Source organism: Streptococcus parapneumoniae, from assembly GCF_037076355.1.
Lineage (GTDB): Bacteria > Bacillota > Bacilli > Lactobacillales > Streptococcaceae > Streptococcus > Streptococcus parapneumoniae.
Genome location: NZ_AP026968.1, coordinates 146,599 through 159,235, shown reverse-complemented (window position 1 = coordinate 159,235; position 12,637 = coordinate 146,599). Strand labels below are relative to the sequence as shown.

Annotated in this window: 16 protein-coding genes; 4 read left to right on the top strand and 12 right to left on the bottom strand. The window is 40.9% G+C overall.

Annotation, left to right across the window (positions count from 1 at the left end; genetic code table 11):
• Window positions 1-31: 31 nt before the first annotated feature.
• From SP4011_RS00900 to SP4011_RS00885, 4 genes are all read left to right on the top strand, one after another.
• Complete coding sequence (locus SP4011_RS00900) at window positions 32-1,324, top strand: carbohydrate ABC transporter permease (protein WP_172581575.1); 1,293 nt, start codon at window positions 32-34, stop codon at window positions 1,322-1,324.
• Window position 1,325: 1 nt separating this feature from the next.
• Window positions 1,326-2,168, top strand: coding sequence for a sugar ABC transporter permease (locus SP4011_RS00895; protein WP_004236955.1), 843 nt, complete (start codon window positions 1,326-1,328; stop codon window positions 2,166-2,168).
• A gap of 261 nt (window positions 2,169-2,429) precedes the next feature.
• A complete protein-coding gene (locus SP4011_RS00890) occupies window positions 2,430-3,230 on the top strand; it encodes a DUF1189 domain-containing protein (protein ID WP_338619490.1) in 801 nt (266 codons plus the stop codon).
• A gap of 9 nt (window positions 3,231-3,239) precedes the next feature.
• Window positions 3,240-4,226 (top strand): LacI family DNA-binding transcriptional regulator, encoded by a 987-nt coding sequence (locus SP4011_RS00885; protein WP_164226273.1) that lies wholly within the window; start codon window positions 3,240-3,242, stop codon window positions 4,224-4,226.
• 29 nt (window positions 4,227-4,255) lie between these two features.
• Here the strand turns inward: SP4011_RS00885 and SP4011_RS00880 are convergent, their stop codons facing one another.
• The 12 genes from SP4011_RS00880 to hisS all read right to left on the bottom strand — a co-directional run bounded on the left by SP4011_RS00880 (window position 4,256) and on the right by hisS (window position 12,578).
• Window positions 4,256-5,197, bottom strand: coding sequence for a YitT family protein (locus SP4011_RS00880; protein WP_164226272.1), 942 nt, complete (start codon window positions 5,195-5,197; stop codon window positions 4,256-4,258).
• Window positions 5,175-6,938, bottom strand: coding sequence for an aspartate--tRNA ligase (gene aspS / locus SP4011_RS00875; protein WP_338619487.1), 1,764 nt, complete (start codon window positions 6,936-6,938; stop codon window positions 5,175-5,177). Before aspS ends, SP4011_RS00880 begins: the two co-directional genes overlap by 23 nt.
• Window positions 6,939-7,073: 135 nt before the next feature.
• Window positions 7,074-7,304 carry a hypothetical protein gene (locus tag SP4011_RS00870; RefSeq protein WP_000832181.1) on the bottom strand — a complete coding sequence of 77 codons (231 nt, stop codon included), beginning with the start codon at window positions 7,302-7,304 and terminating at the stop codon, window positions 7,074-7,076.
• 17 nt (window positions 7,305-7,321) lie between these two features.
• Window positions 7,322-7,963, bottom strand: a complete 642-nt coding sequence (locus SP4011_RS00865) for a type II CAAX prenyl endopeptidase Rce1 family protein (protein WP_173306492.1) — start codon at window positions 7,961-7,963, stop codon at window positions 7,322-7,324.
• Between the two features lie 9 nt (window positions 7,964-7,972).
• Window positions 7,973-8,671 carry an ABC transporter permease gene (locus SP4011_RS00860; RefSeq protein WP_173277672.1) on the bottom strand — a complete coding sequence of 233 codons (699 nt, stop codon included), beginning with the start codon at window positions 8,669-8,671 and terminating at the stop codon, window positions 7,973-7,975.
• A complete protein-coding gene (locus tag SP4011_RS00855; RefSeq protein ID WP_000621677.1) occupies window positions 8,664-9,488 on the bottom strand; it encodes an ABC transporter ATP-binding protein in 825 nt (274 codons plus the stop codon). Before SP4011_RS00855 ends, SP4011_RS00860 begins: the two co-directional genes overlap by 8 nt.
• 10 nt (window positions 9,489-9,498) lie before the next feature.
• Window positions 9,499-10,248 carry a DUF3169 family protein gene (locus tag SP4011_RS00850; RefSeq protein ID WP_173277670.1) on the bottom strand — a complete coding sequence of 250 codons (750 nt, stop codon included), beginning with the start codon at window positions 10,246-10,248 and terminating at the stop codon, window positions 9,499-9,501.
• A gap of 11 nt (window positions 10,249-10,259) precedes the next feature.
• Window positions 10,260-10,448: a hypothetical protein gene (locus SP4011_RS00845; protein ID WP_001046123.1), complete on the bottom strand. Its 189-nt coding sequence runs from the start codon at window positions 10,446-10,448 to the stop codon at window positions 10,260-10,262.
• Window positions 10,435-10,623 (bottom strand): hypothetical protein, encoded by a 189-nt coding sequence (locus tag SP4011_RS00840; protein WP_050365217.1) that lies wholly within the window; start codon window positions 10,621-10,623, stop codon window positions 10,435-10,437. The genes SP4011_RS00845 and SP4011_RS00840 overlap by 14 nt, the downstream gene beginning before the upstream one ends.
• Window positions 10,623-10,829 carry a helix-turn-helix transcriptional regulator gene (locus SP4011_RS00835; protein WP_001176227.1) on the bottom strand — a complete coding sequence of 69 codons (207 nt, stop codon included), beginning with the start codon at window positions 10,827-10,829 and terminating at the stop codon, window positions 10,623-10,625. Before SP4011_RS00835 ends, SP4011_RS00840 begins: the two co-directional genes overlap by 1 nt.
• A 9-nt stretch (window positions 10,830-10,838) precedes the next feature.
• A complete protein-coding gene (locus SP4011_RS00830) occupies window positions 10,839-11,153 on the bottom strand; it encodes a hypothetical protein (RefSeq protein WP_173277668.1) in 315 nt (104 codons plus the stop codon).
• A 144-nt stretch (window positions 11,154-11,297) separates the two neighbouring features.
• Window positions 11,298-12,578 (bottom strand): histidine--tRNA ligase, encoded by a 1,281-nt coding sequence (hisS, locus tag SP4011_RS00825; protein WP_050253603.1) that lies wholly within the window; start codon window positions 12,576-12,578, stop codon window positions 11,298-11,300.
• Between the last annotated feature and the right edge of the window lie 59 nt (window positions 12,579-12,637).

The following is a 12,637-nucleotide window of genomic DNA, read 5'->3' as shown; positions in this document are numbered from 1 at the left end:
AAAAAAGCAGTATCCTATGAAAGGAGTTATTATGGAAAAGCAACAACCTAGTAAAGCAGCCCTGCTGTCTATCATTCCTGGGTTAGGACAGATTTACAATAAACAAAAAGCCAAAGGTTTTATCTTCCTTGGTGTAACCATCGTATTTGTCCTTTATTTCCTAGCACTTGCAGCCCCTGAATTGAGCAACCTCATCACTCTTGGTGACAAGCCAGGTCGTGACAATTCCCTCTTTATGCTGATTCGCGGTGCCTTCCATTTAATCTTTGTAGTCGTTTATGTACTCTTTTATTTCTCAAATATCAAAGATGCACATACGATTGCAAAACGCATTAACAATGGAATTCCAGTTCCACGCACATTCAAAGACATGATCAAAGGGATTTATGAAAATGGCTTCCCTTACCTCTTGATCATTCCATCTTATGTTGCCATGACCTTCGCGATTATCTTCCCAGTTATCGTAACCTTGATGATCGCCTTTACCAACTATGACTTCCAACACTTACCACCAAACAAATTGTTGGACTGGGTTGGTTTAACAAACTTTAGTAATATCTGGAGCTTGAGTACCTTCCGTTCAGCCTTTGGGTCTGTTCTTTCTTGGACTATCATCTGGGCTTTGGCAGCCTCAACTTTACAGATTGTGATTGGTATCTTCACAGCTATCATTGCTAACCAACCATTTATCAAAGGAAAACGTATCTTTGGTGTTATTTTCCTTCTTCCTTGGGCTGTCCCAGCCTTCATCACTATCTTGACATTCTCAAACATGTTTAATGATAGTGTCGGAGCTATCAACACTCAAGTATTGCCAATCTTTGCTAAATTCCTTCCTTTCCTTGATGGGGCTCTTATCCCTTGGAAAACAGACCCAACTTGGACTAAGATTGCCTTGATTATGATGCAAGGTTGGCTCGGATTCCCATACATCTACGTTTTGACTTTGGGTATCTTACAATCTATTCCTAACGACCTTTACGAAGCAGCTTATATTGACGGTGCTAATGCTTGGCAAAAATTCCGCAACATCACTTTCCCAATGATCTTGGCTGTTGCGGCACCTACTTTGATTAGTCAATACACCTTCAACTTTAACAACTTCTCTATCATGTACCTCTTCAATGGTGGAGGTCCTGGTAGTGTCGGTGGTGGAGCTGGTTCAACCGATATCTTGATCTCATGGATTTACCGTTTGACAACAGGTACATCTCCTCAATACTCAATGGCGGCAGCTGTTACCTTGATTATCTCTATCATTGTCATCTCAATCTCTATGATCGCATTCAAGAAACTACACGCATTTGATATGGAGGACGTCTAAGATGAATAACTCAATTAAACTCAAACGTAGACTGACTCAAACCCTTACTTACCTTTACCTGATTGGTCTATCAATTGTCATTATCTATCCACTTTTGATTACCATCATGTCAGCCTTTAAAGCAGGTAACGTCTCAGCCTTTAAACTAGATACTAACATCGACCTCAATTTTGATAACTTTAAAGGCCTCTTCACTGAAACCTTGTACGGTACTTGGTACCTCAACACTTTGATTATCGCCTTGATTACCATGGCTGTTCAAACAAGTATTATCGTACTTGCTGGTTATGCTTACAGCCGTTACAACTTCTTGGCTCGTAAACAAAGTTTGGTCTTCTTCTTGATTATCCAAATGGTGCCAACTATGGCCGCTTTGACAGCCTTCTTCGTTATGGCGCTTATGTTGAACGCCCTTAACCACAGCTGGTTCCTCATCTTCCTCTACGTTGGTGGTGGTATCCCGATGAATGCTTGGCTCATGAAAGGCTACTTCGATACAGTGCCAATGTCTTTAGACGAATCTGCAAAACTAGACGGTGCAGGACACTTCCGCCGTTTCTGGCAAATTGTTCTTCCACTTGTTCGCCCAATGGTTGCCGTACAAGCTCTCTGGGCCTTCATGGGACCTTTTGGGGACTACATCCTCTCTAGTTTCTTGCTTCGTGAGAAAGAATACTTTACTGTTGCCGTAGGTCTCCAAACCTTCGTTAGCAATGTGAAAAACATGAAGATTGCCTACTTCTCAGCAGGTGCTATCCTCATCGCCCTTCCAATCTGTATTCTCTTCTTCTTCCTACAAAAGAACTTTGTTTCAGGACTTACAAGTGGTGGCGACAAGGGATAATATATCCCCGCCACCCTTTTTCATTTTATACTCTTCGAAAACCTCTTCAAACCACGTCAGCTTCCATCTGCAACCTCAAAGTTGTGCTTTGAGCAACCTGCGGCTAGCTTCCTAGTTTGCACTTTGATTTTCATTGAGTATTAGCGATTGTTACTGTAAATAACATCCTTACAACAAGCAATTTTTCTCCTAGACTTGAAATAAAGCACATTTCTCTATATAATAATACTCATATAGAAAACACCTTTTAGAAAGATACCTATGCTTCCATATCCATTTTCCTATTTTTCAAGTATTTGGGGATTTCGTAAGCCCCTGTCCAAACGTTTCGGACTCAACTGGTTCCAACTACTCTTTACCAGTATCTTCCTTATCAGCTTGTCTATGGTACCCATTGCCATTCAAAACAGCTCGCAGGAGACTTATCCGCTAGAAACCTTTATCGATAATGTCTATGAACCATTGACAGATGAGGTTGTCCAGGATCTCTCTGAGCATGCTGCAATTGTTGATGGTACATTAACTTATACAGGCACAGCTAGTCAAGCGCCTTCTATTGTGATTGGTCCCAGTCAAAGTAAGGAGTTACCTAAGGACTTGCAACTGCATTTCGATACGAATGAGCTCGTCATCAGCAAGGAAAATAAGGAACTGACCCGAGTCTCTTACCGAGTGATTGATACTGAGAGTTTCAAAAGCAAAGACAGCTTAACCCAAGCGATTTCTAAAGACTGGTACCAACAGAATCGTGTCTATATCAGTCTCTTCCTAGTTCTCGGTGCCAGCTTCCTCTTTGGTTTGAATTTCTTTATTGTCTCTCTAGGAGCTAGTCTTCTCCTTTATATCACTAAGAAATCACGCCTCTTTTCATTTAGAACCTTTAAAGAGTGCTATCATTTTATCTTGAACTGTTTAGGATTGCCAACTCTGATTACGCTTATTTTGGGATTATTTGGCCAAAATATGTCAAACCTCATCACTATACAAAACATTCTTTTTGTTCTGTATCTGGTCACTATCTTTTATAAAACACATTTCCGTGATCCAGATTACCATAAATAGGAGATTTTTATGCCCGTTACGATTAAAGACGTGGCCAAGGCTGCTGGTGTTTCGCCTTCAACCGTAACCCGTGTTATTCAAAATAAATCAACCATTAGCGACGAAACAAAAAAACGCGTTCGCAAGGCTATGAAGGAACTCAACTACCACCCCAACCTCAATGCTCGTAGCTTGGTAAGCAGTTATACCCAAGTTATTGGCTTGGTGCTTCCTGACGACTCAGATGCCTTCTATCAAAATCCTTTCTTCCCATCTGTTCTCCGTGGCATTGCCCAAGTCGCTTCTGAAAATCACTACGCCATTCAGATTGCGACAGGTAAAGATGCCAAAGAGCGTCTTAAAGCTATTTCTCAGATGGTCTATGGTAAGCGTGTAGATGGTTTGATTTTCCTCTATGCCCAAGAAGAGGACCCTTTGGTTAAGTTAGTAGCAGACGAGCAATTTCCTTTCCTTATCTTAGGTAAATCTCTATCTCCTTTCATTCCACTTGTCGATAATGACAATGTCCAAGCTGGTTTTGATGCGACAGAGTATTTCATCAAAAAAGGATGCAAGCGAATTGCCTTTATCGGAGGTACTAAGCGACTCTTCGTAACACAAGACCGTCTGACAGGTTACGAGCTAGCTCTAAAACAATACCAACTTCCTCTCGATACTAATCTGACTTACTTTGCTACTGAATTTCTTGAAGATAATGGTTATCGCTTTAGTAGACTTCTCTTCAAACACGATCCAAATATTGACGCTATTATTACCATTGATAGTCTCCTTGCTGCAGGGGTCTGTGATTACATCGCAAAACACCAACTGGATGTCCCTGTCCTCAGCTTCGACTCAGTCAATCCCAAGCTCAACTTGGCAGCCTATGTCGATATTAATAGCCTAGAACTTGGTCGAACATCATTTGAAACAATTCTTCAGATTATCAACGATGCTAAAAGCAATAAACAAATTTGTTACCGTCAGTTAATCGCCCACAAAATTATCGAAAAATAAAAACCAGCTCGCGCTGGTTTTTTTGGTCACTAATTTTCTGTTTCAACGAATCGTCCCAGAATATGAACATTCTCCGATACAGAGACAAAGGCTCCTGAGTCCACCTGTTTCATAATCTGTTTAAATTCATTAAACTCTGCACGTGTAATAACAGTGATTAAAACTGCCTTTCTCTCGTGATTGTAGGTTCCTTCTGCATCGTGGATCATGGTTGCTCCGCGGTGCAATTTTTTATGGATTTTCTCAATTACTTTATCTGGATGATTGGTCACAATCATAGCCTGCATGCGTTTTTGCTTAGTAAAGACAGCGTCTGTGACACGGCTAGAGACAAAGATGGTAATCATAGAGTAGAGAGCGTATTTCCAACCAAAGGTCAAGCCTGCTATCAGCATGATAGTCCCATTTACTAAGAAAGAAATACTACCGACATTCTTACCTGTTTTCTTGCGAATAGTCAAACTGACAATATCCGTCCCACCACTAGAGATATTGTTGCGAAGAGCAAAACCAATCCCCAAGCCCATGACAACGCCCCCAAAAAGGGCATTGATAATGGGATCCTCCGTCAAGGTTGCCACAGGGACAAACTGGATAAAGAAGGAACTCATGGATACCGTGATAAAGGTAAAGACGGTGAACTTATGGCCAATCTGATACCAAGCCAAGACCATCAAAGGGAAGTTAATAGCGTAAAAGGTTAGCGAAATCGGAATATGAAAACCAAACCAGTGATTACTCAAGGCAGAGATAATCTGTGCCAGACCTGTCGCACCACTCGAATACACATGCCCTGGTTGGAAAAAGAAATTGACTGCCACTGCTGATAAAAAACCATAGACCAGAGAAGCTGAAATCTTCTCATCATATTTTTCCCGAGAGATGCTTTGTAAGACACGTAAAATTTTTATCTGATAAGCAAAGCGGCGCAGATAATAGCGCCACCGCTTAATTCGTTTTGCTTGTTTCATCTTCTTCTACTTGTAAGCTGAGTTCCTCTAGTTGTTTGAGAGCGACTGTTGAAGGAGCTTGTGTCATTGGGTCACTTGCCTTGTTGTTCTTAGGAAAGGCAATAACTTCACGGATATTTTCTTCTCCTGCTAAGAGCATGACAAATCGGTCAAGCCCGATAGCCAAACCACCGTGTGGTGGGAAACCATAGTCCATGGCTTCAAGAAGGAAGCCAAACTGGTCATTGGCTTCTTCGGCTGAGAAACCAAGAGCCTTGAACATACGTTCTTGAAGGTCTTTTTGATTGATACGAAGGCTACCACCACCAAGCTCATAGCCGTTCAAGACAATATCGTAAGCAATGGCACGAACCTCAGCCAAATCACCTTCTAATTCATGAGTAGTCTCCTCCTGTGGAAGGGTGAACGGATGGTGGGCGCTCATGTAGCGACCTTCTTCTTCAGACCATTCAAACATTGGCCAGTCAACCACCCAAAGGAAGTTGAATTTATCGTTATCAATCAAACCAAGCTCTTTGGCGATACGTCCACGCAGGGCACCAAGCGTTGCATTTGCTACCTCAAGCGTATCCGCCACAAAGAGAACCAAGTCCTTATCTTCAAGAGCAAGCGCTGTTGTCAATTCTGCTTGGATGCCTGTCAAGAACTTGGCAACTGGTCCGTTTAATTCTCCATCAACCACCTTGACCCAAGCAAGGCCTTTGGCACCATATTGTTTGGCTACTTCTGTCATCTTGTCGATGTCTTTACGTGAATAGTTGTCCGCAGCGCCTTTGACTACAATTGCTTTTACAGCAGGTGCTTCTGAAAAGACTTTAAAGTCTACACCTTTGACCACTTCTGTCAAGTCCTGAAGCAACATGTCAAAACGGGTATCTGGCTTGTCAGAACCGTAAAGAGCCATCGCATCATCGTATTTCATACGAGGGAAAGGCAGAGTGACTTCAATGCCTTTTGTTTCCTTCATGACGCGCGCAATCAAACCTTCTGTGATATCTTGGATTTCTTGCTCAGTAAGGAAAGACGTTTCCAAGTCGACCTGAGTGAACTCAGGCTGGCGGTCACCACGCAAGTCCTCATCACGGAAACATTTGACGATTTGGTAGTAGCGGTCAAAACCAGCATTCATCAAGAGTTGTTTCGTGATTTGTGGACTTTGAGGAAGAGCATAGAAATGCCCTTTATTAACACGAGATGGCACCAAGTAGTCACGCGCCCCTTCTGGCGTTGACTTAGAAAGGAATGGTGTCTCCACGTCGATAAACTCCAACTCATCCAAGTAGTTGCGGATAGAGTGGGTCACCTTAGCACGAAGTTTAAGATTTTCCAGCATCTCTGGACGACGAAGGTCAAGGTAACGGTAACGCAAACGCGTATCGTCATTGGCCTCAATACCATCCTTAATCTCAAATGGTGTTGTCTTAGCTGTATTAAGCACTGTCAAAGCCGTCACGTTTAACTCAACTGCACCAGTTGGCAACTTATCATTGGCTTGCTCACGCGCAGCAACTTGACCAGTCACCTCGATAACAAATTCGCTACGAAGGCTTTCAGCTGTTGCCATAACCTCTGCAGAGACTTTTTCAGGGTTGATAACCAACTGCATGATTCCTTCACGGTCACGAAGGTCGATAAAGATCAAACCACCAAGGTCACGACGACGGCCAACCCATCCTTTCAAGGTTATTTCTTGTCCGATGTGTTCCTCACGAACACGACCAGCATACATACTACGTTTCATTGTTTCTCTCCTCTTTTATTCTGTTACTATTTTACCATAAAAGCGCAGGCTCTTCATGAAAATCAGCAGAAAAGTTTGCCAGTCTTTAAAAATTAGCGCCCATACAAAAAATCCGATGAAGTTCACCGGACTCTTTTATTTTGAATTGTTGCCTGCTTTACGCTTTTCAGCAATTTCGGCTGCCTTTCGAGGCAAGACAATTTCCGTTATGTAAGCCGTCCCAAAACGCAGTACACCTGCAATAGGGGCAAAGACAACTGCTAGATAATTGTAGAAGAAATCGCCTTTGAAGGCATAAGCTAGTGCCCCGATAATGAAAAATAGAACAACTGCTTGAATCACTGCTAATAAAATTACTCGTTTCATGTGACCTCCTGACTCTATTATAGCATGAGAATCATCAAAAAGCCGACTAAATTATTCAAAGCGTGAAGAGAAATACTGTAGACCAGACCTTTTCTGCTAATATAAGCCAAGCCTAAACTAAAACCAAGGCTAAAATAGACAAAAAATTGTTGCACATCACCTGGGAAATGAATCAAAGCAAACAAAACACTGGATACCAGAAGAAAAATCAGAGTTTGTTTACTATTGTCCTGCTTAGGAAAGAGGTAGCGTGCTAACATCCCTCTAAAGATAAGTTCTTCCGTCAAAGGAGCAAAAATAACGACCGCAAAGAATGAGAAAAGTGGTTGAGATAAGGTCAAGTCTATCGCTATTTGCTGATTTACTGAAGGGTCATTTGGCAAGAAAAACTGGACAACCAGAGATAAGAACCAAACCAAGGCAGGAAGCCAAATAAATCGGTTGAAGTCGCTCTTCTCAATATGGACAGAACCTTTCTGGTACCATTTGTAAATGCCGTACACATAAACTCCAGCCAAGGCCACATAGAGCAAGGTCACAGCATAGGGTGAACCGCCTAAGGCAAGCGACGTAGTTGCGAGCACCTGAATGAAGCCATAGATGAATAAAAAGGATAGAATGGCTAGAATAAACCAGCCGAGGTTTTTAAGTAATTTCATAAAAGTCTCCTATCTTGCTTTATAACTGTTTTTCAATACAAAGAGGTTTGCTATTCCTAACACAAGTACCCAGGCAAGTAACATGCCGATGTTAGAAAAAGATATTTCTCCACCTTTTTTATTTAAAAGATTTACAATTGGACCAATAAAAGAGTAATCCAATACTTTCTGAACCGTATCATTTTGAAGAGCAAACATGGGTAAAAAAGAGACGATAAACATAGGAAAGATACTATAAACTTGCGCTTTAGATTGAGTATCTGACACCGCACCGATTAGAAGGTTGAGAAAAATAACACTAATAGTTGCTAGGACCAAATAGATAACATAGGCAAATAAGTAACCTGATACATCCACTTTAAGATAGATTGGTAGTGAAATCATTCCAAGCAACATAATCAACATAGGGAGAATGAGCATACTGAAAGTATATTCTGTTGCTGTCACACCACTTAGGATGAGTGATTTAAGATTGCGCTTTTCCTTATCTTCAGCCATCATAATCGATACCATATAACCACTTCCCATGCTCAAGACCATCGTCAAGCTAGCAGATAGTAAAAACAGGCTCAATTGTCCATTCTTATTTAAAAATTCATTATATAAAACAGCAATACCAAAAGGCATCAATAAAGTCGCCAACAAAGTTGAATTGCTAATAAGAACTTGCACTCTTAACCATAGTAGGGCATTTAATTTTCTAAACATCTAACTTTTCTCCTGTCAATCTGATAAAGATTTCTTCTAGTGTTGGCTCACAAGAGTGAACCACCATCAAATCTGTCGTGTCTAAATGTGGTAATTCTTCAAATGGAACTATCTGTTCTCGTCCATCGTTATAAACCACACGTACTTTCTTATCCACATGGTACTTCTGGATAATATCTTGCGGACTTCCATACTCTATTAAGTTCCCCTTATTTAAAAGAGATAAGCGATCACAAAGCAGAGTTGCTTCATTCATATCATGCGTGGTCAGAAAGATAGTTGTCCCCGCCTGCTTTAATTCTTGAAGTAGGGTATGAATCATCTTAGATGTTGTAGGGTCTAAGCCACTGGTTGGCTCATCTAGGAAGAGAATCTTAGGTGCATTCAGAAGGGCACGAGCCAAGAACATTCGTTGTTTCATTCCTGTAGATAGTTTTTCTGCGATAATATCTTTAGCATCTGCCAATCCAACCTGTTGGAGTACCTGATTTACTCTATCTGACTTGAGACCATATAACTTAGCATAGATGAGAAGATTTTTATAAAGACTCATCTTTTCATAAAAACCACTGCCATCACTAACAATACCAATTTGTTCCAAATCATTTGAGGTTAAATCTTGAGAATTCTTGCCTAACAAAACTGTTTTACCTTGATCAGCAGCCAACTGTCCTGTTAAGACATTGATCATGGTTGTTTTACCTGAGCCAGAAGGACCAAGAAAACCAAAGATTTCACCCTCCTTAATCTCAAAAGAAATCTGATGAAGAGCTTTTTTGCTCCCAAAACTTTTGCTTACATTTTCAACACGAATCATAGAAACTCCTTTATTTGAAATAGCGTTTTACCATAGGTAACTGCATCACATTGATATAAATATGGATTGCTCCGACAAGCAAGAAGGCTAGTAACTGAATCTCTCCTGTCAGTAAAGAAAAGAGAGCAATCAGAAAGTAGAGACCTGGCAAGACATAGTTATTTAATTGGAATAAAATCCGAAAACTCTGTTCCAAATTAGCCTTGCGCTCCCCTTCATCGTAAGAATCTAAATGCTCCAAGATATCCTTTGGTGTAGAGAAAAACACCAAACCAATCTGACGAACAATCGCAATAGTCTTAAAAAGATAATTTTGAGCATTGAAAACCAACACTAATCCCAAAAAGGAAAGGGATAAGGTTATATGGCTTATATCGAGTACAATTACTTCACTTCCTGAAATGAAGAGAGCCAATAAAATCGCTACGCTTGCACTATTAAAAGCAATAGTTCCAAACTCGAGATTCCGATACATCTGCACATAATAGGCTTCATTCAGATCATCATCCATTTCCTCTTGATACAAGGAGTGAAATTTTCTGCTTTTCTTTAGGAAATTGAACGTCAAAAGAAGACTAATGAAACCTATCAGTAAACAAATAGCTGATATCCATGGTATCAAGACTTTCACATCTAACATAATTTCGTGGGATTCGGCACGTGCCTTAAACATCCCTACAAACATGCCCAAGAAACCTCCCAAGACAATAGACATCAAAAATAATAACAATCCACGTTTCTTTTTCTTTTTCTTTTCCATATTCATTCTCCTTATTTACTTGCTAGATTTTTGGATTTCTTTTCAATCCAGTCAACGACTGGGATAAGAGCAAAGTAGGCCCAGATAAATTGGTCGCTGTAATAGAGATCAAACCATCCTAGATTTGTTCCAATTAGTAGACACAGGCTGACTAATAGAGCTATGGCAACTACATAATAAATCACTTTATACTTGTTCATCATTTTTCTCCTTTTTCTTTAACCAGTTGAAAATGGACAAGAGGACTAAGTTAACCCAAAACAAATACTTACTTTCAACAAAATAGAACCACCCCAGTAATGTTCCAACCATAGCGAAAGCATTCACAATGAGGGCAAGAACACTCATGTAATAAATCACTTTATACTTGTTCATCACTCGTCCTCCTCCAAGCGAAATACTGATTCGACTGTTTCGTTGAAAATCTGAGATATTTTCAGGGCAATGATAATGGATGGGGTGTACTCATCCCGTTCTAGTAGGCTAATGGTCTGTCTGGAAACCCCTGCCAGTTTAGCTAGGTCGGTTTGATTGAGGCCATCGCGAGCCCGAAGCTCTTTTAGACGATTTTTTAGTTGCATGTTACACACCTACTCTCCATCAAATTCAACTGTTTGGATATCCTCAATACGTTGCAACTTGATTTTTTCTTTTCCCGTCTTATCTACGTATCGTAGCTTGACCCATTCCTCATCAACATCCACAACTTCCCAAAAATTTGTTCCAAATAGTTCTCCAATGATTGTTGGTTTCTTTCCAATCATTTCTTGCAATAATCTCGACATTTCTGCGTTTCCTTTCTCTTTTCTTTCGATTACCTTTAACCTCTTCTCTATCCGCTTGATTTTCTTAGATTGACTCATATAAATCAAGACGAGAAAAGGAAACAAAATCCATACCCACATGTGGCTCCCTCCTATTTCTTAACTTGCTTATATTGTAACACATCTTTTTCTTTTTGACAAGAATATTTGTCAAAAAGTTTATGATTTTTGTCATTTTGCAAAAGAAAAAGGTCAGGAATAAGATCCTAACCAGTTTATCTACTATTAAAAGCCTAATTTTTCAAAGATTTCTGAGAAGTTTTGGCTGATTGTCTCAAGCGACACTTGCACTTCTTCTCGGGTTTGGTTGTTCTTGACCGTTACTTGTCCGCTTTCGACTTCACTCTCACCTAGGGTGATGAGGGTCTTAGCTGCAAAGACATCGGCTGACTTGAACTGAGCTTTGAGTTTACGGTTGAGGTAATCACGCTCTGCTTTGAATCCTTGTTGGCGAAGAGCCTGTACTAATTCCAAGGCCTTGACATTTGCTCCTTCTCCCAAGACTGCTATATAGACATCTAGGGCGTTTTCGATAGGGAGAGACACACCTTGCTTTTCAAGAATGAGAAGCAGACGCTCTACACCAAGTCCAAAACCAAATCCAGCAGTTTCAGGGCCACCAAAGTAAGCAACCAAGCCATCGTAACGACCACCCGCGCAGACTGTCAGGTCATTGCCCTCAATCTCAGTGATAAACTCGAAAATCGTGTGGTTGTAGTAGTCCAAACCACGCACCATATTGGTATCGATGATGTAGTCTACACCAAGATTTTCCAACATCTGACGCACAGCATCAAAATGAGCTTGGCTCTCTTCATCAAGAAAGTCCAAGATAGACGGTGCATTCTCTACTGCTACCTTGTCTTCTTTTTCCTTAGAATCCAAAACACGAAGAGGATTTTCCTCCAAACGGCGTTGGCTATCCTTAGACAAGGTCTCCTTGAGCGGTGTCAAATAGTCAATCAAGGCTTGACGGTAGGCCGCACGGCTCTCAGGATTTCCAAGAGTGTTAAGGTGCAATTTGACACCTTGGATACCGATTTCTTTCAGGAAGTGAGCTGCCATAGCGATGGTTTCCACATCAGTAGCTGGATTGCTAGAGCCAAAACACTCAACACCAATCTGGTGGAATTGGCGCAAACGACCTGCCTGTGGACGCTCATAACGGAACATAGGGCCCATGTAGTAGAACTTACTTGGCTTTTGCACTTCTGGGGCGAAAAGTTTATTTTCCACATAGGAACGGACAACGGGTGCAGTTCCTTCTGGACGGAGGGTAATATGACGGTCTCCCTTGTCATAGAAGTCGTACATTTCCTTGGTTACGATATCCGTTGTATCTCCGACAGAGCGGCTGATAACCTCGTAATGCTCAAAAATAGGCGTGCGCACTTCTGCATAGTTATAGCGCTTGAAAATCTCACGGGCAAAGCCCTCAACGTACTGCCATTTGGCAGATTCAGCAGGTAAGATATCCTGCGTTCCTTTTGGTTTTTGTAATTTCATAGGGGATCCTCTTTAAACTTAATAGTCTTATTTTACCATAAATAGAGGGATTAAAACAG

What these genes read in the sequence shown, in the direction of transcription:
- SP4011_RS00900 (WP_172581575.1), top strand. Translation starts at nt 32, where the DNA reads ATGGAAAAGCAACAACCTAGTAAAGCAGCCCTGCTGTCTATCATTCCT.
- SP4011_RS00895 (WP_004236955.1), top strand. Translation starts at nt 1,326, where the DNA reads ATGAATAACTCAATTAAACTCAAACGTAGACTGACTCAAACCCTTACT.
- SP4011_RS00890 (WP_338619490.1), top strand. Translation starts at nt 2,430, where the DNA reads ATGCTTCCATATCCATTTTCCTATTTTTCAAGTATTTGGGGATTTCGT.
- SP4011_RS00885 (WP_164226273.1), top strand. Translation starts at nt 3,240, where the DNA reads ATGCCCGTTACGATTAAAGACGTGGCCAAGGCTGCTGGTGTTTCGCCT.
- SP4011_RS00880 (WP_164226272.1), bottom strand. Translation starts at nt 5,197, where the DNA reads ATGAAACAAGCAAAACGAATTAAGCGGTGGCGCTATTATCTGCGCCGC.
- aspS (WP_338619487.1), bottom strand. Translation starts at nt 6,938, where the DNA reads ATGAAACGTAGTATGTATGCTGGTCGTGTTCGTGAGGAACACATCGGA.
- SP4011_RS00870 (WP_000832181.1), bottom strand. Translation starts at nt 7,304, where the DNA reads ATGAAACGAGTAATTTTATTAGCAGTGATTCAAGCAGTTGTTCTATTT.
- SP4011_RS00865 (WP_173306492.1), bottom strand. Translation starts at nt 7,963, where the DNA reads ATGAAATTACTTAAAAACCTCGGCTGGTTTATTCTAGCCATTCTATCC.
- SP4011_RS00860 (WP_173277672.1), bottom strand. Translation starts at nt 8,671, where the DNA reads ATGTTTAGAAAATTAAATGCCCTACTATGGTTAAGAGTGCAAGTTCTT.
- SP4011_RS00855 (WP_000621677.1), bottom strand. Translation starts at nt 9,488, where the DNA reads ATGATTCGTGTTGAAAATGTAAGCAAAAGTTTTGGGAGCAAAAAAGCT.
- SP4011_RS00850 (WP_173277670.1), bottom strand. Translation starts at nt 10,248, where the DNA reads ATGGAAAAGAAAAAGAAAAAGAAACGTGGATTGTTATTATTTTTGATG.
- SP4011_RS00845 (WP_001046123.1), bottom strand. Translation starts at nt 10,448, where the DNA reads ATGAACAAGTATAAAGTGATTTATTATGTAGTTGCCATAGCTCTATTA.
- SP4011_RS00840 (WP_050365217.1), bottom strand. Translation starts at nt 10,623, where the DNA reads ATGAACAAGTATAAAGTGATTTATTACATGAGTGTTCTTGCCCTCATT.
- SP4011_RS00835 (WP_001176227.1), bottom strand. Translation starts at nt 10,829, where the DNA reads ATGCAACTAAAAAATCGTCTAAAAGAGCTTCGGGCTCGCGATGGCCTC.
- SP4011_RS00830 (WP_173277668.1), bottom strand. Translation starts at nt 11,153, where the DNA reads ATGTGGGTATGGATTTTGTTTCCTTTTCTCGTCTTGATTTATATGAGT.
- hisS (WP_050253603.1), bottom strand. Translation starts at nt 12,578, where the DNA reads ATGAAATTACAAAAACCAAAAGGAACGCAGGATATCTTACCTGCTGAA.